A 19,400-nucleotide genomic window follows, 5' to 3' on the forward strand; every position below is an offset into this window, starting at 1 on the left:
GTAGTATACGTTACACGACCTGCCTTGGGCGATGAAAAAATCAGCGCATTTTGCGCCAGCCGATCAGCCAGGCGATAACACCACCCGCGATTAACCAGCCCGGCATAAGCCCCCACTCAGGGCGGCTTACCAGCAGGAATGTCCCACTTAACAGCAACGTTGCGCCAATACCCAATAAATAACGGGATTGTCCCTGACGTACGTGATTCGCATGAAGCTCGCGCGCAATCTTATCAACACTGTGCTGTAAATATTTGCCCTGGCGCAAACTGTCATACACAAGTTCAGGTATTTCTGGCATTTTTTCGACCCAGAATGGTGCTTTTTCTTTAAATGCCCTGACAAGCGCCGGAATACCTACCTGATCTTTAATCCAGGATTCAAGGAAAGGCTTGGCCGTTTTCCACAGATCTAACTGAGGATAGAGCTGTCGGCCAACACCCTCAACGTACAACAGCGTCTTCTGTAACAACACCAGTTGAGGCTGGACTTCCATATTAAATCGACGTGCCGTATTGAACAGATTCAACAGCACGTGACCAAAGGAGATCTCTGCCAGCGGCTTTTCGAAGATCGGCTCGCACACGGTACGAATGGCGAATTCGAACTCTTCAACGTTGGTATCCGGCGGAACCCAGCCAGAATCCACGTGCAGTTCAGCTACTTTGCGGTAGTCGCGGTTAAAGAACGCAATAAAGTTTTCAGCCAGGTAGCGCTTATCTTCTTTGTTTAAGGAACCCACGATCCCACAATCAATACCAATGTATTTCGGGTTTTCAGGGTGCTCATAACTCACGAAAATGTTCCCAGGGTGCATATCCGCATGGAAAAAGCTGTCGCGGAATACCTGAGTAAAGAAGACCTGAACACCACGCTCGGCCAACAGTTTCATATTGGTGCCGTTCTTCTCAAGCGTGGCAACATCCGAAACAGGGATACCGTAAATACGCTCCATCACCATCATGTTCTGACTGCAATAGTCTGAGTACACTTCCGGGATGTACAGCATTGGGCTGTCTTCAAAATTGCGTCGCAGTTGAATGGCGTTTGCCGACTCACGCAGCAGGTTCAGCTCGTCGATCAATGTTTTTTCATATTCACGGACGACTTCTGTTGGCCGCAGACGACGACCATCCGGCAGCAGGCGAGGAACCCAACGAGCAAGGCGATAGATCAGTTTTAAATCGGCTTTGATTACTGGCAAGATATCCGGACGAATAACTTTGATTACCACCTCTTTGCCATTCGATTTCAACCGCGCGGTGTGAACCTGAGCAATAGACGCAGATGCCAGCGGTGTAATCTCAAAATCATCAAACCATTCCTCGACGGGTAGCCCCCCCATCGCCTCTTCGATTTGTTCTTTCGCGCGTTGCCCATCGAATGGCGCAACCCGATCCTGCAGTAGCGCTAGCTGATCGGCAATATGCGGAGGGAAAAGATCACGACGGGTTGAGAGCATTTGACCAAATTTGATCCACACCGGCCCCAATTCCTGCAAAGCCAGTCTCAGCCTTTCTCCCAGCGGCTTATCTTTGTGTCGGTTGGGCATCCAGAACAGCGAGTAACGCCACAGCCGGAGCGGCAGCGTGATACGCATTTTAGGGATGAGTTCATCAAGACCGTAGCTTAAAAAAGTGCGAATGATGAAATAAAGGCGCCGTACTTCACCTGGCGTCATTTGGCCTCCAGTTTTTCCAGCCGTGTAGCCAGAGATTCGACCGCGCGCTCAACGGCTGCCGTTTCTTCTGCAAACCATGCAACCTCAAGCGGATCCGGAGCCATGCGCCACTCTTCGGTGATCGCTTCAGCAACATAACGCTGCTGGCGCTGAATGTTGCGGCGCAGGAACTTAGCTCCACCACGCAACACTTTACTGACTCCTTCCGCGACGATATCGCCAGTATAGGGCGCTAACAGTTCAGCGGGATCAAACTCCGCCAGATCGGCCAACGCCACAAAGTTCTGCACGACCTGAATATCGCCCTGGACTTCCAGCTCACCGCTGCGAATAAGCGTGGTGAGTTGCTGCCGATCGCGTAGTTTCGGTAACACGCTGGCATGTGTGATTACGGTGCAATCGGCTTCGCCTTCCCATGCCCCCAGCACATCGACCTGGCGCTCACTAAACACCAGGACTAACGGTGTTGAAAATCCTTTGAGATCAACACGTAGCACTTGGCCCTGTAAACGCGTTCTGGCTGACTTGAGCGCAGGGGAACGGTACAGAAAGGTGTTGAGCAGATTTTCAACGCCTGCGGTCACTAAGGGTTTTAAAGGCATCCCCAATCTCCTGTCAGAACTTGTAGCCACGATGCAGCGCAACGACACCTGCCGTCAGGTTGTAGTAATCAACGCTTTCGAACCCGGCATCTTGCATCATTGCTTTTAAGGTGTCCTGATCGGGATGCATGCGGATGGACTCCGCCAAATAGCGATAACTGTCTGCATCGCTTGCTACCATGGAGCCAATTCGCGGCAGAACGTGGAAAGAGTACGCGTCGTAGGCTTTGCTCAACGGTTCGATAATCGGCTTGGAGAATTCCAGCACCAGTAAACGCCCGCCCGGCTTCAACACGCGATACATTGAGCGTAATGCTTTGTCTTTATCCGTCACGTTGCGCAGACCAAAAGAGATGGTGATGCAGTCAAACGTGTTGTCAGGGAAAGGTAACGCTTCCGCATTCGCCTGAACGTACTCAACGTTCCCCACTACACCGATATTGCGCAGCTTTTCGCGACCCATTTTGAGCATTGAGTCATTGATATCTGCCAGCACAACGTTGCCGGTTTCGCCTACCATGCGAGAGAATTTCGCCGTCAGATCGCCGGTACCGCCAGCCAAATCGAGAACGGTTTGTCCGCGACGCACGCCACTGCAGTCAATGGTGAAGCGCTTCCACAAACGATGAATGCCGAATGACATTAAGTCATTCATAACGTCATATTTAGAGGCCACAGAATGAAAAACGTGAGCCACCATGTCAGCTTTCTGCTCTTTAGCGACGGTCTGAAAGCCAAAGTGCGTCGTTTCTTGTGAATTATCCACCATCTCAGTGCCTGCTCATTCAAAAAATGTTCGAGAAGTGTAACAGATTGGGTCAATTTGCCCTACCCTTCTGCCGGGTTCAACTACCCCAAATGGACTAGCTTGATTGCTGATTTACCGCTTCATCATCGGGGTAAGGCTCATCCTGTTGCGTCTCAGGGACCGAGCGCAAACGGTACTCTTCATCCTGGGTCGTGGCTTGTTCAGCCAGTTCAGGATTAATCTCGCGCTTAATTTCCACCCCTAAACTGCGAAACGCTTCTGCCTGCGACAGGACGTTTCCACGACCGGAAGAGAGTTTTTTCATCGCCTGTCGGTAGTTGTCCTGGGCTTTATCCAGGCTTTGACCTATTGCCGACATATCATCCACAAACAACCGCATCTTGTCATAAAGTTTGCTGGCCCGATCGGCAATTTGTTGCGCATTACGGCTCTGATGCTCGTAGCGCCACAGATTGGCAATCGTACGCAATGCCACCAACAGCGTAGTGGGACTGACCAGCATAATATTATTTCTAAGCGCTTCGGTAATCAGTTCAGGCTGCCTGTCGAGCGCCAGTAAAAAAGCAGGCTCAACGGGGATAAACATCAGCACATAGTCAAGCGTACGTAACCCAGGAAGCTGCTGATAGTCTTTGCGACCCAGCAGACGAATATGGTTTCGCACCGAGGCGATATGCTCCTGCAACGCGCTCTCGCGGGTGAATTCATCTTCAGCGTTAAAATAGCGTTCATAGGCAACCAGCGTCATTTTCGCGTCGATCACCACATCTTTGCCCTGCGGTAATCGGACAATAACATCTGGCTGCATCCGCGAGCGGGCGTCGTTTTCGATGCTGACCTGGGTTTCGTATTCATAACCTTCACGCAGACCGGAAGCCTCAAGCACCCGCGTGAGTACCACCTCGCCCCAGTTACCCTGCGTTTTGTTATCCCCTTTTAATGCACGCGTCAGGTTTACTGCTTCCTGTGCCATCTGCGCGTTCAGTTGCTGGAGATTACGAATTTCGTGCGCCAGAGTATGGCGTTCCTGTGCCTCTTTACCAAAGCTGTCCTGAACCTGGCGTCGAAAACCGTCCAGTTGTTCGCGAAGCGGTGCCAGCAGGCTGTTCAGGCTTTGGCGATTTTGCTCATCTACCCGACGGTTACTGTGCTCGAAAATGCGGTTCGCCAGATTCTCAAACTGTTCGCTCAAGCGCTGTTCACTGTTGATCATCTGGCGAATTTTATCTTCCGCATGCTGTTGCGTTGCTTCCAGACGAGTGGTGACTTCCCGGAGATCGGCCTCCAGCGAGGTATTGATACTCTGCAGGCTGCGGAGTTCGTTATTCAGCAGTTCGCATTCGTCGCGCCAGTGGGCCTCCTGTGAGAGTTGCTGCCGGGCGGCGCTTAGCGCGATATCCAGTTCACGTCGTTCTTCGATGAGGTCGGCACGGATCCTGTCGGCGTGCGCTTTTGTTGCCAGCCACCCAACCAGCAGCCCTGCGGCTAACGCCAGCACGGCACTCATCATAATTGAAATATCCACAACGCCCCCTTACAGCAACAACTTACCCGCACAAAATAGAATTGTGCTGTATAAACGTCCAGTTTAAAAGGAATTTCCTGCGAGGCACTACGCAAAATAAAAAGGCCGAACGCGTCGGCCTTTTAGCAAAGAAGGGAGAATTACAGTAAACGACGCGCAGCTTCCACCACGATTTTCACCGCGTGGCTTTCCGTTTGTTTCATCGTTTCCGCATTCGGGATCTCTTGCTGAGTACGGTTCACGATAACACCCGCGACCATACCAGCACGCAGACCCTGGCTGGCGCACATGGTCAGCAGCGTGGCAGATTCCATTTCGTAGTTCATAACGCCCATCGACTGCCACTCTTCCATCGAGCCTTTGAAACGGCTCACTACGCGACCAGAGAAGGTGTCGTAACGCTCCTGGCCCGGGTAGAAGGTATCAGAAGACGCGGTAACGCCAACGTGGGTAGTGGCGCCGATAGATTTCGCCGCTTCCACCAGCGCAGTGGTGCACTCGAAGTCGGCAACGGCCGGGAACTCCATTGGCGCGAAGTGCAGGCTTGCACCATCCAGACGGACAGACGCCGTGGTGACCAGGACATCACCCACGTTGATATGCGGCTGGATAGCGCCAGTCGTACCGATACGCAGGAAGGTACGAATGCCCAGCTGTGCCAGTTCTTCTACGGCAATAGAGGTTGACGGGCCGCCGATACCGGTAGAGCAAACGATCACGGCTTTACCATCCAGCTCAGCACGCCAGGTAGTGAACTCGCGATGAGATGCCAGCTTAACCGGCTTATCCATCAGCGCGGCGATCTTTTCCACACGCTCCGGGTCGCCAGGGACGATAGCAAGCGTAGCCCCTTGTAAATCGCTCTTAGTGAGGCCGAGATGAAAAACATCAGACTTAGACATAAAAACTCCTCTGTGAATCGGTTTTGTCAGAAGAAGCAAAAACATACTTTACCGAAGGCATGAACATATTTTCGTGACAGTCATCACTATGATGTAAATCAATTGCATTCAATTACCATGAAATAGTGATACACATCACATAAACAATGCAATGTAAGGAAGCCCTGCACAAAAGATAGACCGTTTAAGGCAATGTGGTTCGTTGCATGTGTCTATAGTTAACAATGCGCTTTTGGGCTGAATATTTAAGGGTACGGAGAATACCATGACAACACGACAATCTGGCTTTGCACCTGCTGTATCTCCACCGACATCTACCACGGTTCACACTCCGGATAACGCGATTATCGCCGGTGTAACGTCCATACCTTCACAAGGCGATGATATGCCAGCGTATCACGCACGACCAAAGCAAACCGATGGCCCGCTGCCCGTGGTTATTGTCGTGCAGGAGATTTTTGGCATTCATGAACACATTCGTGACGTTTGCCGCCGTCTGGCTCTGGAAGGGTATCTGGCTATCGCACCAGAACTCTATTTTCGCGAAGGCGATCCCAATGACTTTGCCGACATCCCCACGCTGCTCAGCGGCCTTGTCGCCAAAGTGCCTGACTCTCAGGTACTGGCCGATTTGGATCACGTCGCCAGCTGGGCCTCCCGCAACGGGGGAGATGCGCACCAACTGATGATCACCGGATTTTGCTGGGGCGGACGCATTACCTGGCTGTATGCCGCACATAATCCGCAGTTAAAAGCGGCGGTGGCGTGGTACGGCAAACTGGTGGGCGATAAAACGCTGAACTCCCCCAAACATCCCGTTGATATCGCGACCGATCTTAACGCCCCCGTTCTGGGACTTTATGGCGGCCAGGATATCAGTATTCCACAAGATACCGTTGAAACAATGCGTCAGGCGCTGCGCGCCGCCAATGCGAAAGCGGAAATCGTGGTCTATCCCGATGCCGGGCATGCGTTTAACGCCGATTATCGCCCAAGTTACCACGAAGAGTCCGCTAAGGATGGATGGCAGAGAATGCTGGAGTGGTTCGCGCAATACGATGGGAAGAAATAATTCCCGCCAGGCAAACCAATAAACAAAACGGAGGCATCAGCCTCCGTTTTTTTACGCCTGACGCAGATTCTGCGCCGCTTTAACCATGTTTGCCAGCGCGGCACGGGTTTCCGGCCAGCCGCGCGTTTTCAGGCCGCAATCCGGGTTCACCCACAAACGCTCTGCCGGAATACGCTGTTCGGCTTTCTTCAGCAGGGCTTCAATCCACTCCACGCTCGGGACGTTCGGCGAGTGAATGTCGTAGACGCCCGGCCCGATTTCGTTCGGGTAATCGAACTCTTCAAACGACTCCAGTAACTCCATATCAGAACGAGAGGTTTCAATGGTGATCACGTCCGCGTCCAGCGCCGCAATGGAGTCCATGATGTCGTTGAACTCGCAGTAACACATGTGGGTGTGGATCTGGGTTTCATCCTTCGCCACCGCCGCGTTAATGCGGAAGGCTTCCACGCCCCACTCCAGATACGCCGCCCAGTCGCTGCGACGCAATGGCAGACCTTCGCGCAGCGCCGGCTCATCAATCTGGATAATACCGATCCCCGCCGCTTCCAGATCCGCAACTTCATCACGCAACGCCAGCGCAATCTGCTTCGCGATGGTTTCACGCGTCACGTCTTCACGCGGGAATGACCAGCAAAGAATGGTCACCGGACCGGTCAGCATACCTTTTACCGGTTTGTCGGTCAGCGACTGGGCATACTTCGCCCACTCCACGGTGATCGCTTCCGGGCGGCTGACGTCGCCAATGACTACCGGTGGCTTCACGCAGCGAGAACCGTAGCTCTGCACCCAACCGTTCTGGGTAAAGACGAACCCGTCCAGATGTTCACCAAAGTATTCCACCATGTCGTTACGTTCGGCTTCACCGTGCACCAGCACGTCGAGCCCCAGACGTTCCTGTTCAACGATCGCCTGTTTGATATGTTCCGCGATACCGGTGCGGTAGTTACCGGCATCCAGGTTGCCTTTTTTGAAGTCCAGGCGCAGGCCGCGAATTTCCGTGGTTTGCGGGAATGAGCCGATAGTCGTGGTCGGCCATGCCGGCAGATTAAAGCGGGCACGCTGTGCCTCGGCACGAACCGGATAAGCGTTGGCACGCTGGCTGTCCTGGGCAGTGATCGCCGCCAGACGTTTTTCCACTGCGGCGTTGTGGACACGAGTAGAGTGGCGACGCGCCTGAATCGGTGCGCTCCATTCAATCAGCGCCGCGGTATCGCCGCTGTTCAACGCATCACGCAGTAGCGCCAGCTCGCCGCATTTTTGCAGGGCGAAGGCAAACCAGCTCTTCACCTCTGCATCAAGGCGGGTTTCCACGCTGAGATCGATGGGGCTGTGCAGCAGGGAGCAGGAAGAAGCCACCCACAGGTCACGTTTCCCGACGATATCTTTAATTTGCGCGTGTTTTTCGCTGAGGTCGGCGCGCCAGACGTTGCGTCCGTTCACCAGACCCGCTGACAGCAGCCAGTCGGCAGGCAGACGTTTGTGCAGCTCGGCGACATCATCTTTACCGTGCACGAAGTCAACGTGCAGCCCCTGCACCGGCAGCGCGGTAATGGTATCCAGGTTTGGCGTTACGCCTTCGAAGTAGGTGGTCAGTAGCAGCTTCACCTGGCCCTGCAGAGCGTCATAAGCCGGTTTAAAGGCATCCAGCCACGCTTGCGGCAGCTCCAGTACCAGAGCAGGTTCATCGATTTGTACCCACTCAATACCCCGTTTTGCCAGTTCCGCCAGCACCTGCTGGTAAACCGGCAGAATGTCGTTCAACAGACTCAGGCGGTCAAACTGTTCGCCCTTCACTTTCCCTAGCCACAGGTAAGTTACCGGCCCCAGCAGCACAGGTTTCACTTTATGGCCAAGCGCCAGCGCTTCGTCTACTTCATCCAGCAGCTGGGTCCAGGTCAGTTTGAACTGCTGACCTTTGGTGAACTCCGGCACCATGTAGTGATAGTTGGTGTTAAACCATTTGGTCATTTCTGCCGCCGCCGCGGGCTCACCGGTCGGTGCGCGGCCACGGCCAATGCGGAATAAGGTATCGATATCAACCGAGCCGTCTTTATTCTGATGACGAGCCGGAACGTTGCCGAGCAGCAGGCTGGTGGTCAGCACGTGATCGTACCAGGCAAAATCGCCCACCGGCAGCAGGTCAACACCCGCCTGCTTCTGCTGCTCCCAATGGCGGGCACGCAGCTCGCGGCCAACGGTCAGCAAATCTTCACGGGAAGAATTTCCCGCCCAGTAACTTTCTTGCGCTTTCTTCAACTCGCGACGCAGGCCAACGCGAGGGAAACCGAGGGTGTGATTCAATATTGTCATTTTTCTTCCTCTAATTACATGTAAATCCTATGGATTTTGAATTTAGGGAAGGCGGCAAGTTTACTCATCCCCAGGAGCTTACTGAAGTAAGTGACTGGGGTGGGGAAACGAAGCCAACGCACCATAAATTTAAAAGACGAAGGATTTTAGCCGTCCAGATGTTTACACATCCATAATTGGCGGTTACTGTATATTCCTCAAGCGCAATTTGTTCATGCCGAAGTGAAGGACTTTCATGATCGAGATTAAACATCTGAAAACGCTCCAGGCGTTGCGGAATAGTGGTTCGCTGGCAGCCGCTGCGGCGACGTTGCATCAGACCCAATCCGCCCTTTCTCACCAGTTCAGCGATCTGGAGCAGCGCCTTGGCTTTCGACTCTTTGTCCGTAAAAGCCAGCCGCTGCGCTTTACGCCGCAGGGCGAAATTTTGCTGCAGCTGGCAAATCAGGTATTGCCGCAAATTGGTCGGGCGCTGCAGGCCTGCAACGAACCGCAGCAAACCCGACTGCGTATCGCGATTGAATGTCACAGCTGTATTCAATGGCTGACGCCCGCGCTGGAGAATTTTCGTGCCAACTGGCCGCAGGTGGAGATGGACTTTAAATCCGGCGTGACGTTCGATCCGCAACCGGCGCTACAGCAGGATGAGCTGGATCTGGTGTTAACCTCCGACATTCTGCCGCGCAGCGGACTGCACTACTCGCCGATGTTCGATTTTGAAGTCCGCCTGGTCCTGGCGCCTGACCATCCGTTGGCCAGCAAAACGCAAATCGCGCCGGAAGATTTGGCCAGCGAGACGCTGCTTATTTACCCGGTGCAACGGAGTCGACTGGATGTCTGGCGGCATTTCTTACAGCCTGCGGGCGTGAGCCCGTCGCTGAAGAGCGTGGATAACACCCTGCTGCTGATTCAAATGGTTGCCGCCAGAATGGGTATCGCCGCGTTACCACACTGGGTGGTGGAGAGTTTTGAACGCCAGGGCCTGGTGGTGACCAAAACCCTGGGCGATGGATTGTGGAGCCGACTGTACGCCGCCGTGCGTGATGGCGAGCAGCGACAGCCAGTCACGGAAGCGTTTATTCGCTCAGCGCGGAATCACGCCTGCGATCATCTGCCGTTTGTGCGGAGTGCGGAACGACCCACTTTCGATGTACCCACAGTGAGGCCACTATCACAGCCGCGCCAATGATGAAGCTTGGCCAGTGAGGCTGTTGATGCCAGATAGCCAGGTTGACCAACAGCCCGGCCGGCACATGCATATTGTTCATGATGCCCAACGTACCTGCATCTACCTGGGTCGCACCGTAGTTCCACATAAAGTAACCAATGCCGGACGCCGCCACGCCAAGAAAGACCAGAATTCCCCACTGCAGCGTGGTTGCAGGCATTTTCTGCGCATTACCCAGCATGAACCAGGCCACGACAGCCACCAGAAAGGCCCCCATGTAAAACCAGGCAAAAGCGTTGTGCTGTGGCATTGGGCGGGTTTCCATCAGACGCTTATAGCCCACCATACCGATGGCAAAACTAATATTAGAAAGCTGCACCAGTATCAGGCCAGTCCAGAAGTGGCTGGTTACCTGATCGTAACGAATAATCCCCGCGCCAATCACCGCCAGTAACGCACTGAAAGCGTAGCTCCAGCGCAGACGGCGTCCGCTCATCAGGTCATAAATCAGCGTGATGTAGAGCGGCGTCAGCACGGTGAAAAGCAACAGTTCTGAAACCGTCAGATACAGGTAGGCGTGAAAACTCAGCATATACATAATGCCAAGCTGCATGGCCCCCACCAGCATATACAGCGCGATCGTTTTTACGCTGTGCCCGCGGGTACGTAAAAACGGCAGGAACACCAGCAACGCGAGTCCAACGCGCACCAGCACCGCAAAATAGCTATCGACATGACCGGCAAGGTACTCGCCAAACAGGCTGAAGGAAAAGGCCCACAAAATAGTGGTAATGATGAGTAGCGCCACAATGGATGCCTCTTAGAACAGGGAACATCCATTGTAGCGGAGAGTTTAGTTGACAACTGGTCAACTAAAGAACAATCACTTTAAAAAGAGATCGCGCAGGTAGTGCGGCACGGCATCGTCAGCATTAAGACCAATGACTTCCAGTTCTGGGTGCAGATCCTTCAGGCGCTGGTGGGCATTGCCCATGATGCAGCCTTTGCCCGCCATGGAGAGCATTTCCGCATCGTTCATCCCGTCGCCAAAAGCGATGCAGTCTTTCAGGCTGTAGCCCATCGCTTTCGCCACCGCTTCCAGCGCATGACCTTTCGACACGCCGCCCGCCATGACTTCCAGACAGGTAAGCGTAGAGAAGCTGACGTTAACGCGATCGCCCCAGCGGGCGTTAATCGCCTGCTCCAGCGGCAGCAGCCTTTCGTGAGAATCGGTGGTGAAGAACACTTTGCTGACGCCCTCCGGCTCCAGTAGCGCAGGTTCAAACAGAGAATAGTTAAACACCGCTTCTTTGAAAAAGCGCATTTCGTCGGGGCGATGGCGGTTCATAAACCACTCATCATCGCGATAAACGTTGGTCACGATGTCCGGGTTTGCATTCACTACGCCAAACAGGTCGCTGGCAATGTCGCGATCCAGGTTATGCGAAAACACCAGGTTTCCGTCAGAATCATGCACCCGCGCGCCATTGGAGGTGATCATGTAGGTTTTAATGCCGAGGTTATCGCGAATTTGTCCCACATCAACATGATGACGGCCAGTCGCAAACACGAAGTTAACGCCACGAGCAGTCAGTAATTTCAGCGTCTCTTTAGCATATGGGGACAGAGTATGGTCGGGGGAAAGCAGCGTACCGTCTAAATCAGACGCAACAACCTGATACATAAGAAAATTCAACCTCTAGGCAAAGCGGGTTCCGCTGGATGAGTTATGCTTGTCGAAAAATTCGACAATAGCGTTAAGCGCGACTGAGCGCATTGCGTCCTTTTCAAAAAGGATCTCATGGTACGCGCCTTTTATGACAAGCGGCTGACCTCCTTCTACAGGATGGCCCGCTGCGGCGCGGAGTTCACAAAAACGATCGTGCATGCGGTTATCCACTACACGCTCTTCTTCGGCCTGAATCAGCAGCGTCGGCGTCGCGTCGTCTCCCGCGCCAGCCAGAACCTGTTCGCCAGCCAGAATCCCTTCACGCACCCAATGGTAGGTCGGGCCGCCTACGCGTAGCCGTGGCTCATCAGCATAGAAGCGTAGATTGCGCCGATAGCGCTGTCGACTATGGGTTAGCGCATTCATACCGAAGGGTAGCGCCCGCCAGCGCCCGGTTCCCATCGCATAGCCTTCTCGGATCCGTGGATGCCCTTCAGCCCAGTCCAGAATGTGGCGCACCATCCAGTCAGGAAAGCGCATCACAATACCAAACATCGGCGCACAAAGCGCGATGGCATCACACTGATTCGGGTGGCGCTGCAGGAACAATGTGGCAATCGCTCCGCCCATAGAATGCGCCAGTATATAGCGTTTTCTCCACGGACCGGGTAGCACTTCCTGCTGCCAGAAGGCGGTTAAATCGTCGACATAGTCATTAAAGTTATCGACATGACCACGATGCGGATCTGACAGCATACGCCCGGAACGCCCCTGGCCACGGTGGTCGATAATGAGTACGTCAAAACCAGAATGAAACAGGTCATACGCCAGTTCAGCGTATTTCACGTAACTTTCAATGCGTCCAGGACAGACGACGATGACGCGATCGTTTTTTTCTGCATGAAAACGAACAAAATGTACGGGGATATCATCCACACCCGTAAATTCCGCTTCTTCCCGCTGACGCCAGAAATCTGTCAGTGGCCCCATGGAAAAAGCAGCAAACGCGTTTTCTCTTGTTTCCCAGTCTTTTTGCTGCTGAAACATCGGGTATCCAGCCTCGCTGACCAAGTAAAATCGTTTTTTTCGCCGTCGCTGACACAACCTAACGGCAGTAGCGTATTGTGGCATAAAAATAGACAATCCGGGAGTTTCTCATGACCTTTGAATGGTGGTTCGCCTACCTGCTGACCTCTATCATTTTGAGCCTGTCCCCAGGCTCTGGCGCAATCAATACCATGACCACCGCTATCAGCCATGGTTATCGCGGTGCCAGCGCGTCGATTGCGGGTTTACAGACCGGGCTGGGCATTCATATCGTTTTGGTTGGCGTGGGGCTGGGAACGCTATTTTCTCGTTCGGTGATCGCGTTTGAGGTGCTGAAGTGGGCGGGAGCGGCCTATCTGATTTGGCTGGGTATTCAACAATGGCGGGCAGCGGGCGCTATCGATCTGAACACCATGGCGAATACGCAATCGCGCAGTCGCCTGTTCAAACGCGCGGTCTTTGTGAATCTGACCAACCCCAAAAGCATTGTTTTTCTTGCCGCCCTGTTCCCGCAGTTCATCCTGCCGCAGGCACCGCAGCTGATGCAGTACGTGGTGCTTGGCGTTACGACCATCGTGGTCGATATCATTGTGATGATCGGTTACGCGACGCTGGCTACGCGCATTGCAGGATGGATTAAAGGGCCAAAGCAAATGAAGGCGCTGAACAAAGTGTTTGGTTCACTGTTTATGCTGATAGGCGCCCTGCTGGCATCGGCAAGGCATGCCTAATCGAGCATCAAAGCTCACCTGACAAGCATATGTCATTTCGCCTGATGCGCTACGCTACCGCAGCGATGCAACGTCATCTTGAGGCGGGAAACGACACGTTACCGCTGGTTATTCCTGTGCTCTTTTAACATGGCAAGGCTCAATGAACTGGCTGGATCACTTTGAGGATTCGGGAACCGCCCTTCAACTTTACAGCACACCGTTTCCGTTGGTGGATGTGACGGTTATTCCAGATGATGAAATCATGCAGCATCGCAGTATGGCGGCGCTGACATTAGTACAAAAACACATTCGCCAGCGCGACATGGCGCAGCTGCTGGATAAACTTACCCGCCTGTTTATGCTGGAGAAGATGAGCGGACAACAAATAACCGTACAACCGTACTGGTAAACTACATGGTGCAAGCAGGGAATACACAAGATGTTCAGACATTATTGTATCAGCTGGCACAGCGTGTGCCGCAGCATGGAGAAAAATTGATGACAATGGCGGATCAACTAAAGCAGATAGGTCGCGAAGAAGGGCGGCGCATAGCCCTCACTGATGTAGCAAAAGCAATGCTCAAGCGAGGTCTTGATACCGACGCGATTATGGAAATGACCGGTCTGTCGAAGGACGAATTACAAAAGCTTGCGCAATAAACCATACTCCGCCTGGAGCTCCCAGGCGGATAACAAACTTAGCGCGAAATAATCAGGTGGATACCGAAGCCCGCGAACAGCGCCCCGGCAAAACCGTCAATCCACTTCGCCAGGCGCTGATAGCCACGACGCATTTTCGGCAGCGCAAACAGGCTGGCGACCACGGTAAACCACGCCAGCGTTTCCACTATAATCAGGGCAAAAATCCCCCAACGCGCGCCCGTTCCCACGCTGTCGCCAACAAATAACGAGAAAACTGAGCCAAAATAGATAATGGCTTTAGGGTTCGCCAGATTGGTCAGCAGACCTTTCAAGAAGCTGCGTCCGCTCTGCGCCAGTTCAACCTGCGGTGCGGGTGCCGCAACGTCCTGTTTTTTAAACGCACCGCGCAGCATCTGATACCCCATCCAGCACAGGTACAGACCACCGCCGACCATAATAATGGTGTGCAGCCAGGCCATTTTTTCGATGATCAGGTGTAAACCGAGCAGCGCCACGCCCGCCCAGACCATGACGCCGCAGGTAATGCCCAGTACCCCCATCATCGCCTCTTTACGCGAACGGCTAACGGCCGTTTGAGAGACAAAGAAAAAATCGGGACCGGGACTCATCAGTGCAACGATATGCACCAACGCAACGGTGAAAAATAGCGTTAACATAAAAATGACTCGCGGGGGAATAGTTCAGTGAGTCACCATCCTGGCACTTTTTTGCCTGGCTGACTACTCTTCGTCGTCACCATCAACATGTGCGCGGATAAGTGCCATAAACTCTTTGCCAAAACGCTCAAGTTTACGCATTCCCACACCGTTGACACTCAGCATTTCGCTCGGTGAAACCGGCATCTGTTCAGCCATTTCAATCAGCGTGGCGTCGTTGAACACCACATACGGCGGGATATTTTCTTCATCGGCAATGGCTTTACGCAGCTTACGCAATTTGGCGAACAGTTTGCGATCGTAGTTGCCGCCGAAGGATTTCTGCATCGCGCGCGGTTTCAGCGCCACAATACGCGGCACGGCAAGCTGTAGTGGAACTTCACCGCGCAGCACCGGACGCGCGGCTTCGGTTAACTGTAACGCGGAGTGATGAGCAATATTCTGCGTCACCAGGCCCAGGTGAATAAGCTGGCGAATAACGCTCACCCAGTGTTCGTGGCTTTGCTCGCGACCAATGCCATAGACCGGCAGCTTGTCATGGGCCAGTTCGCGAATACGTTGGTTATTCGCTCCGCGCAGCACCTCCACGACATAGCCCATACCAAAACGTTGGTTAACGCGGTAGATCGTCGACAGCGCTTTACGCGCATCCATGAGTCCGTCGTACTGTTTTGGCGGATCGAGGCAGATGTCGCAGTTACCACACGGCTCCTGACGCCCTTCGCCAAAATAATTCAGCAGCACCAGGCGACGACAGGTTTGCGCCTCGGCAAACGCCCCCATCGCATTGAGCTTATGCCGTTCGATATCCAGTAGTTGCCCAGCGGGTTTTTCTTCGAGACAACGGCGTAGCCACGCCATATCTGCCGGATCGTAAAACAGCATCGCTTCCGCAGGCAGGCCGTCACGCCCGGCGCGGCCGGTTTCCTGGTAGTAGGACTCGATGTTGCGCGGAATATCGAAATGCACCACGAAACGCACGTTGGGTTTGTTGATCCCCATGCCGAACGCCACGGTTGCCACCACGATTTGCAGATCATCGCGCTGGAATTTCTCCTGCACCTCGGCGCGTACGGCATTTTCCAGCCCGGCATGATAAGCCCCGGCGCTGATGCCACGGCTTTGCAGACGCGCGGCGGTGTCCTCGACTTTAGCGCGACTGTTACAGTAGATAATGCCGGACTTACCGCGCTGCTCTTGCACATAGCGCATCAGCTGATCGAGCGGCTTAAACTTCTCCATCAGCATGTAGCGAATATTTGGGCGGTCAAAGCTGCTGATCTGAATTAACGGGTCGTTGAGCCCCAGCAGACGCACAATGTCCAGCCGGGTGGTTTCGTCCGCGGTCGCGGTCAGCGCCACAAACGGCAGGGTTGGGAAACGCTGACGTAACTGTCCCAGCGCAGCGTATTCGGGGCGGAAATCATGCCCCCACTGCGAAATACAGTGCGCTTCATCAACCGCCAGCAGCACCGGGTTCCAGTGCGCCAGATTTTCAAGAAAGTTATCCAGCATCAGGCGTTCAGGCGCAATGTACAACAGGCGAATCTGCCCGCTGCGACAGCCAGCCATCACCTCAAGCTGCTGTTCACGGCTTTGGGTAGAGTTCAGACACGCTGCCGCAACGCCGTTTGCTAATAATTGGTCGACCTGATCTTTCATCAGGGAAATAAGCGGCGAGACAACAACGGTGAGTCCGTTGAGCAATAATGCGGGAATCTGATAGCACAGGGATTTACCGCCACCGGTCGGCATAACGACCAGGCAGTCGCGACCAGAGAGCACGGTATCAATGATTTCTTCCTGACCAGGGCGAAACTGTTGGTAGCCAAAGGTTTCCTGCAAAACCTGCTTAGCGCCCATATCCAGATTCAACACTTCCGCCTGCGCCACATTAACCCCATTAGCCTGAAATAAAAACAGGCGCTATTTTCAGCGCCTGAGAGAGAAACTGCAATGATTAAAATACTCTCAATACCTGTCAGAAGATATCGTTGAGCATCACGCCCACGCCAACGCGGGTCTGATTGAAGTTATAGTCAATCAGCGATTCGCCGTAACCGCTGTAAACCTGGGTGTAAAGACGCACATGCTTCGTAATGGGGTAACTGACACCCAATTCAGCGCCGCCGTAACCGGTATTCCAGTTGTACTGACCTTTCGCACTTAAGACGGCGTCACCGAGGTGATAACCCAGTTTGAGCTGATAGTAGCCCATATATTTGGTGATGTCGGGGTTATCGTCGGTGCTGCCGATGACGTACCACGGTTTAACCTCCACCAGCCAGTTACCATTTTCAGCCATCAGACGAGTGTACAGACGGTTCCAGCTGCGCGAGGTGGGATCGGAACGGCCGTTGGAGTCATGGTTGTACCCCATTTCGACATCGCGGAGCGTCCAACCGGCAAAGCGATAATCGGTGGCGAAACCGAGGAACAATTGCGGTTCATAATTGGTTTCGCGAAACGGGGAAGACTCTTCGCTATTCGAAAGCTGCCACCAGGATTTCTGGGTATAGGAGCCACCAAGCACCGAGTTCGGGCCTAAAATCCCGCGCCAAAGCGGAAACGCCAGGCTTAGCTGAAACTTAACCTCATCTTTGCGCGCATTTTCGGACCAGCTATAGCTGCTGATCGCCTCTTTGTTCATGTCGCTGGTATTGGTGTAGATAAGATAGTTAGTGTCATAGGGGTACAGCGTGAAAGGATTGTCATGCTCCTGCAGCATGTTGGCGATAATACTGCCGCGAACCGCGGGAGCATCATGAATCTCTTTCACTGTCGCTTCCTGCGCATACGCGGTCAACGGCAGCATGACTGCTGGTAGTAACCATCCCAGAATCGCCCGCATCGGTACTGTTCTCCTGAACCAAAATATTGATGAATTGTATAATTATCTGGCAGGTATTCTATACCCTAAATAATTCAAATTGCAGGAAGGCGGCAAGTCTGTAAACCCCAGGAGCTTACTAAAGTAAGTGACTGGGGTGAGCAGGCGCTGCCAACGCACATGCAACTTGAAGTATGACGGGTATACATACTTAGCGAGTTCCTCGTTAATCATCCCGTCCCAAAGTAGAAAACAACAAATAATAAGCATAATATCAACATTTCATTAACCATTGAGATGTAGGGATCGTATGTCTGCCGTACTTACTGCTGAGCAAGCGCTGAAATTAGTGGGTGAAATGTTTGTCTATCATATGCCGTTTAACCGGGCGCTGGGACTGGAGCTTGAACGCTATGAGAAAGAATTTGCTCAATTAGCCTTTAATAACCAACCGATGATGGTAGGTAACTGGGCGCAAAGTATTTTGCATGGCGGCGTGATCGCCTCGGCGCTGGACGTCGCCGCCGGACTGGTGTGCGTTGGCAGTACGCTGACCCGCCATGAGACGATCAGCGAAGACGAACTGCGTCAGCGGATGTCACGCATGGGAACCATCGATTTGCGCGTTGATTACCTGCGACCAGGCAGAGGGAATCGCTTTACCGCCACCAGCAGCCTGCTGCGGGCGGGTAATAAAGTCGCCGTTGCGCGCGTGGAACTGCATAACGAAGAACAGCTTTATATTGCCAGCGCAACCGCCACTTATATGGTGGGGTAAGCGGCCAAAAAAAGGTAAACTGCTGTTACATTTCTGCAATGAGTTTTCCCGATGGATGCTAAACAAACGCGGCAGGGCGTGTTACTCGCTCTTGCTGCTTATTTTATTTGGGGTATCGCACCTGCCTACTTCAAGCTGATTTACTATGTCCCGGCGGATGAAATCCTGACGCACCGCGTCATCTGGTCATTTTTCTTCATGGTGGTACTGATGAGCATCAGCCGCCAGTGGTCGGGTGTCAAAACATTGCTCCAAACGCCAAAGAAGATCTTCCTGCTGGCGCTCTCGGCGGTGCTCATCGGCGGAAACTGGCTGCTGTTCATTTGGGCAGTCAATAATCACCATATGCTGGAAGCCAGCCTCGGCTATTTCATTAACCCACTGGTGAATATTGTGCTGGGAATGCTATTCCTCGGTGAGCGCTTTCGTCGCATGCAGTGGCTGGCGGTACTATTAGCCGCCTGCGGCGTGCTGGTACAGCTGTGGACCTTCGGATCGCTGCCAATCATCGCGCTGGGACTGGCGTTCAGCTTTGCTTTCTATGGTCTGGTGCGCAAGAAGATTGCGGTCGAAGCACAAACCGGCATGCTGATCGAAACCCTGTGGCTTTTACCCGTTGCAGCCATCTATCTGTTTGGTATTGCGGACAGCCCAACCAGCCATATGGGGCAAAACCCGATGTCGCTCAATCTGCTGCTGATTGCTGCGGGTGTCGTGACCACCATACCGCTGCTGTGCTTTACCGGTGCGGCAACCCGTCTGCGTCTGTCGACGCTGGGTTTCTTCCAGTACATTGGCCCTACGCTGATGTTCCTGCTGGCGGTAACGTTCTACGGTGAAGTACCGGGTGCGGACAAGATGGTGACCTTCGCGTTTATCTGGGTCGCACTGGCAATTTTCGTGATGGATGCGATTTATACGCAACGACGAGTTCGTCGGAGCTAGGGGATTGCCGGATGGCGCTTCGCTTATCCGGCCTACAAAAGCACATCACCGTAGGCCGGATAAGTCA

17 protein-coding genes and 1 pseudogene are annotated in these 19,400 nt (G+C 53.5%); 6 read left to right on the top strand and 12 right to left on the bottom strand.

Translation table 11 applies throughout. From position 1 onward, the window contains the following. Positions 1–40 precede the first annotated feature (40 nt). From ubiB to udp, 5 genes are all read right to left on the bottom strand, one after another. Positions 41–1,681, bottom strand: a complete 1,641-nt coding sequence (ubiB, locus tag IB196_RS21885) for a ubiquinone biosynthesis regulatory protein kinase UbiB (RefSeq protein WP_005133256.1) — start codon at positions 1,679–1,681, stop codon at positions 41–43. Beyond that, a complete protein-coding gene (gene ubiJ, locus IB196_RS21890; protein WP_188232250.1) occupies positions 1,678–2,283 on the bottom strand; it encodes a ubiquinone biosynthesis protein UbiJ in 606 nt (201 codons plus the stop codon). Before ubiJ ends, ubiB begins: the two co-directional genes overlap by 4 nt. A 13-nt stretch (positions 2,284–2,296) precedes the next feature. Continuing rightward, the gene (ubiE, locus tag IB196_RS21895; protein WP_182289624.1) at positions 2,297–3,052 is read right to left on the bottom strand and encodes a bifunctional demethylmenaquinone methyltransferase/2-methoxy-6-polyprenyl-1,4-benzoquinol methylase UbiE; all 756 of its coding nucleotides are present in this window, start codon (positions 3,050–3,052) and stop codon (positions 2,297–2,299) included. Positions 3,053–3,146: 94 nt separating this feature from the next. After that, the gene (rmuC, locus tag IB196_RS21900; protein ID WP_182289626.1) at positions 3,147–4,577 is read right to left on the bottom strand and encodes a DNA recombination protein RmuC; all 1,431 of its coding nucleotides are present in this window, start codon (positions 4,575–4,577) and stop codon (positions 3,147–3,149) included. Positions 4,578–4,717: 140 nt separating this feature from the next. Further along, positions 4,718–5,479 (bottom strand): uridine phosphorylase, encoded by a 762-nt coding sequence (gene udp, locus IB196_RS21905; protein ID WP_003017903.1) that lies wholly within the window; start codon positions 5,477–5,479, stop codon positions 4,718–4,720. A gap of 265 nt (positions 5,480–5,744) precedes the next feature. Here udp and IB196_RS21910 point away from each other — a divergent pair, with 265 nt between their 5' ends. Then, positions 5,745–6,551 carry a dienelactone hydrolase family protein gene (locus IB196_RS21910; RefSeq protein ID WP_155022039.1) on the top strand — a complete coding sequence of 269 codons (807 nt, stop codon included), beginning with the start codon at positions 5,745–5,747 and terminating at the stop codon, positions 6,549–6,551. Between the two features lie 51 nt (positions 6,552–6,602). Here the strand turns inward: IB196_RS21910 and metE are convergent, their stop codons facing one another. Beyond that, positions 6,603–8,864 (bottom strand): 5-methyltetrahydropteroyltriglutamate--homocysteine S-methyltransferase, encoded by a 2,262-nt coding sequence (gene metE, locus IB196_RS21915; RefSeq protein WP_188232249.1) that lies wholly within the window; start codon positions 8,862–8,864, stop codon positions 6,603–6,605. A gap of 235 nt (positions 8,865–9,099) precedes the next feature. Here metE and metR point away from each other — a divergent pair, with 235 nt between their 5' ends. Next, positions 9,100–10,053 carry an HTH-type transcriptional regulator MetR gene (gene metR, locus IB196_RS21920; protein ID WP_155022040.1) on the top strand — a complete coding sequence of 318 codons (954 nt, stop codon included), beginning with the start codon at positions 9,100–9,102 and terminating at the stop codon, positions 10,051–10,053. Here metR and IB196_RS21925 read toward each other — a convergent pair. The 3 genes from IB196_RS21925 to pldB form a co-directional block, all read right to left on the bottom strand. Then, positions 9,941–10,840, bottom strand: coding sequence for a carboxylate/amino acid/amine transporter (locus tag IB196_RS21925; protein ID WP_040230082.1), 900 nt, complete (start codon positions 10,838–10,840; stop codon positions 9,941–9,943). The two genes, metR and IB196_RS21925, sit on opposite strands and share 113 nt — an antisense overlap. A gap of 75 nt (positions 10,841–10,915) precedes the next feature. Then, complete coding sequence (gene yigL, locus IB196_RS21930; protein ID WP_003017910.1) at positions 10,916–11,716, bottom strand: sugar/pyridoxal phosphate phosphatase YigL; 801 nt, start codon at positions 11,714–11,716, stop codon at positions 10,916–10,918. A gap of 15 nt (positions 11,717–11,731) precedes the next feature. Next, complete coding sequence (gene pldB / locus IB196_RS21935; protein WP_003017911.1) at positions 11,732–12,748, bottom strand: lysophospholipase L2; 1,017 nt, start codon at positions 12,746–12,748, stop codon at positions 11,732–11,734. Positions 12,749–12,858: 110 nt separating this feature from the next. On the opposite strand from pldB, the gene rhtB reads away from it, so the two are divergent. Beyond that, the gene (rhtB, locus tag IB196_RS21940) at positions 12,859–13,479 is read left to right on the top strand and encodes a homoserine/homoserine lactone efflux protein (RefSeq protein WP_005133285.1); all 621 of its coding nucleotides are present in this window, start codon (positions 12,859–12,861) and stop codon (positions 13,477–13,479) included. Beyond that, a pseudogene (locus tag IB196_RS21945) lies at positions 13,476–14,121 on the top strand (Rpn family recombination-promoting nuclease/putative transposase); the annotation flags it as partial. The gene rhtB and the pseudogene IB196_RS21945, both read left to right, overlap by 4 nt. Positions 14,122–14,159: 38 nt before the next feature. On the opposite strand, the gene rhtC reads toward IB196_RS21945, so the two are convergent. The 3 genes from rhtC to pldA form a co-directional block, all read right to left on the bottom strand. Then, positions 14,160–14,780, bottom strand: coding sequence for a threonine export protein RhtC (gene rhtC / locus IB196_RS21950; RefSeq protein ID WP_038634488.1), 621 nt, complete (start codon positions 14,778–14,780; stop codon positions 14,160–14,162). A gap of 63 nt (positions 14,781–14,843) precedes the next feature. Continuing rightward, positions 14,844–16,673, bottom strand: coding sequence for an ATP-dependent DNA helicase RecQ (gene recQ, locus IB196_RS21955; RefSeq protein WP_005133300.1), 1,830 nt, complete (start codon positions 16,671–16,673; stop codon positions 14,844–14,846). An 88-nt stretch (positions 16,674–16,761) separates the two neighbouring features. Next, on the bottom strand, positions 16,762–17,631 hold the full coding sequence (pldA, locus tag IB196_RS21960; RefSeq protein ID WP_003017916.1) for a phospholipase A: 870 nt from the start codon (positions 17,629–17,631) through the stop codon (positions 16,762–16,764). Positions 17,632–17,920: 289 nt separating this feature from the next. On the opposite strand from pldA, the gene yigI reads away from it, so the two are divergent. Together yigI and rarD are read left to right on the top strand one after the other, a co-directional pair. Further along, a complete protein-coding gene (gene yigI / locus IB196_RS21965; protein WP_005133301.1) occupies positions 17,921–18,388 on the top strand; it encodes an acyl-CoA thioesterase YigI in 468 nt (155 codons plus the stop codon). A gap of 51 nt (positions 18,389–18,439) precedes the next feature. Beyond that, on the top strand, positions 18,440–19,333 hold the full coding sequence (gene rarD, locus IB196_RS21970) for an EamA family transporter RarD (RefSeq protein WP_003841213.1): 894 nt from the start codon (positions 18,440–18,442) through the stop codon (positions 19,331–19,333). The last annotated feature ends 67 nt before the right edge of the window (positions 19,334–19,400 follow it).

This window comes from Citrobacter sp. C6_1 (assembly GCF_014596835.2).
Lineage (GTDB): Bacteria > Pseudomonadota > Gammaproteobacteria > Enterobacterales > Enterobacteriaceae > Citrobacter > Citrobacter pasteurii.

What these genes read in the sequence shown, in the direction of transcription:
- ubiB (WP_005133256.1), bottom strand. Translation starts at nt 1,681, where the DNA reads ATGACGCCAGGTGAAGTACGGCGCCTTTATTTCATCATTCGCACTTTT.
- ubiJ (WP_188232250.1), bottom strand. Translation starts at nt 2,283, where the DNA reads ATGCCTTTAAAACCCTTAGTGACCGCAGGCGTTGAAAATCTGCTCAAC.
- ubiE (WP_182289624.1), bottom strand. Translation starts at nt 3,052, where the DNA reads ATGGTGGATAATTCACAAGAAACGACGCACTTTGGCTTTCAGACCGTC.
- udp (WP_003017903.1), bottom strand. Translation starts at nt 5,479, where the DNA reads ATGTCTAAGTCTGATGTTTTTCATCTCGGCCTCACTAAGAGCGATTTA.
- IB196_RS21910 (WP_155022039.1), top strand. Translation starts at nt 5,745, where the DNA reads ATGACAACACGACAATCTGGCTTTGCACCTGCTGTATCTCCACCGACA.
- metE (WP_188232249.1), bottom strand. Translation starts at nt 8,864, where the DNA reads ATGACAATATTGAATCACACCCTCGGTTTCCCTCGCGTTGGCCTGCGT.
- metR (WP_155022040.1), top strand. Translation starts at nt 9,100, where the DNA reads ATGATCGAGATTAAACATCTGAAAACGCTCCAGGCGTTGCGGAATAGT.
- yigL (WP_003017910.1), bottom strand. Translation starts at nt 11,716, where the DNA reads ATGTATCAGGTTGTTGCGTCTGATTTAGACGGTACGCTGCTTTCCCCC.
- pldB (WP_003017911.1), bottom strand. Translation starts at nt 12,748, where the DNA reads ATGTTTCAGCAGCAAAAAGACTGGGAAACAAGAGAAAACGCGTTTGCT.
- rhtB (WP_005133285.1), top strand. Translation starts at nt 12,859, where the DNA reads ATGACCTTTGAATGGTGGTTCGCCTACCTGCTGACCTCTATCATTTTG.
- rhtC (WP_038634488.1), bottom strand. Translation starts at nt 14,780, where the DNA reads ATGTTAACGCTATTTTTCACCGTTGCGTTGGTGCATATCGTTGCACTG.
- pldA (WP_003017916.1), bottom strand. Translation starts at nt 17,631, where the DNA reads ATGCGGGCGATTCTGGGATGGTTACTACCAGCAGTCATGCTGCCGTTG.
- yigI (WP_005133301.1), top strand. Translation starts at nt 17,921, where the DNA reads ATGTCTGCCGTACTTACTGCTGAGCAAGCGCTGAAATTAGTGGGTGAA.
- rarD (WP_003841213.1), top strand. Translation starts at nt 18,440, where the DNA reads ATGGATGCTAAACAAACGCGGCAGGGCGTGTTACTCGCTCTTGCTGCT.